The organism is Paraburkholderia sp. BR10872, assembly GCF_040965835.1.
Classification (GTDB): domain Bacteria; phylum Pseudomonadota; class Gammaproteobacteria; order Burkholderiales; family Burkholderiaceae; genus Paraburkholderia; species Paraburkholderia nodosa_A.
On sequence record NZ_JBFRCN010000170.1, the window covers coordinates 1 to 333 of the forward strand.

General features: G+C 67.0%; 1 protein-coding gene. It reads right to left on the minus strand.

What is annotated here, in order from left to right; all coding sequences use genetic code 11:
* The coding region (locus tag AB4Y43_RS40550) for a divalent metal cation transporter (protein WP_368730297.1) at nt 1–313 on the minus strand (313 nt) is incomplete at its 3' end.
* Between the last annotated feature and the right edge of the window lie 20 nt (nt 314–333).

Below are 333 nucleotides of genomic sequence, written 5' to 3' on the forward strand. Positions count from 1 at the left end.
GTTCGAAGATGAGGCGTGCGTGGCCGACGCCGGTCACGGCGCCCAGGCGCAGGACCATTTCCTGGTTCACATAGAGAACCGGAATCAGCAGCGCGAGCGTCCAGAGCAGCGACGTGCCGTAGTTCTGCCCCGCCTGCGTATAAGTGCCGAACGCGCCGGCGTCATTATCGCCGACCATGACGATGAGGCCGGGGCCGAGGATGGCGAGCAGTGTGCGCAGGCGCGCCATCCAGTTGCTGCGCGGAGCGGTGTCGTGGCGGGCGATGGTGCCGAGGGCGCCTTTGATATCGCCCACGTGCGCGTCGTCGAGCACGGCACTCCGACGTTGCGTGA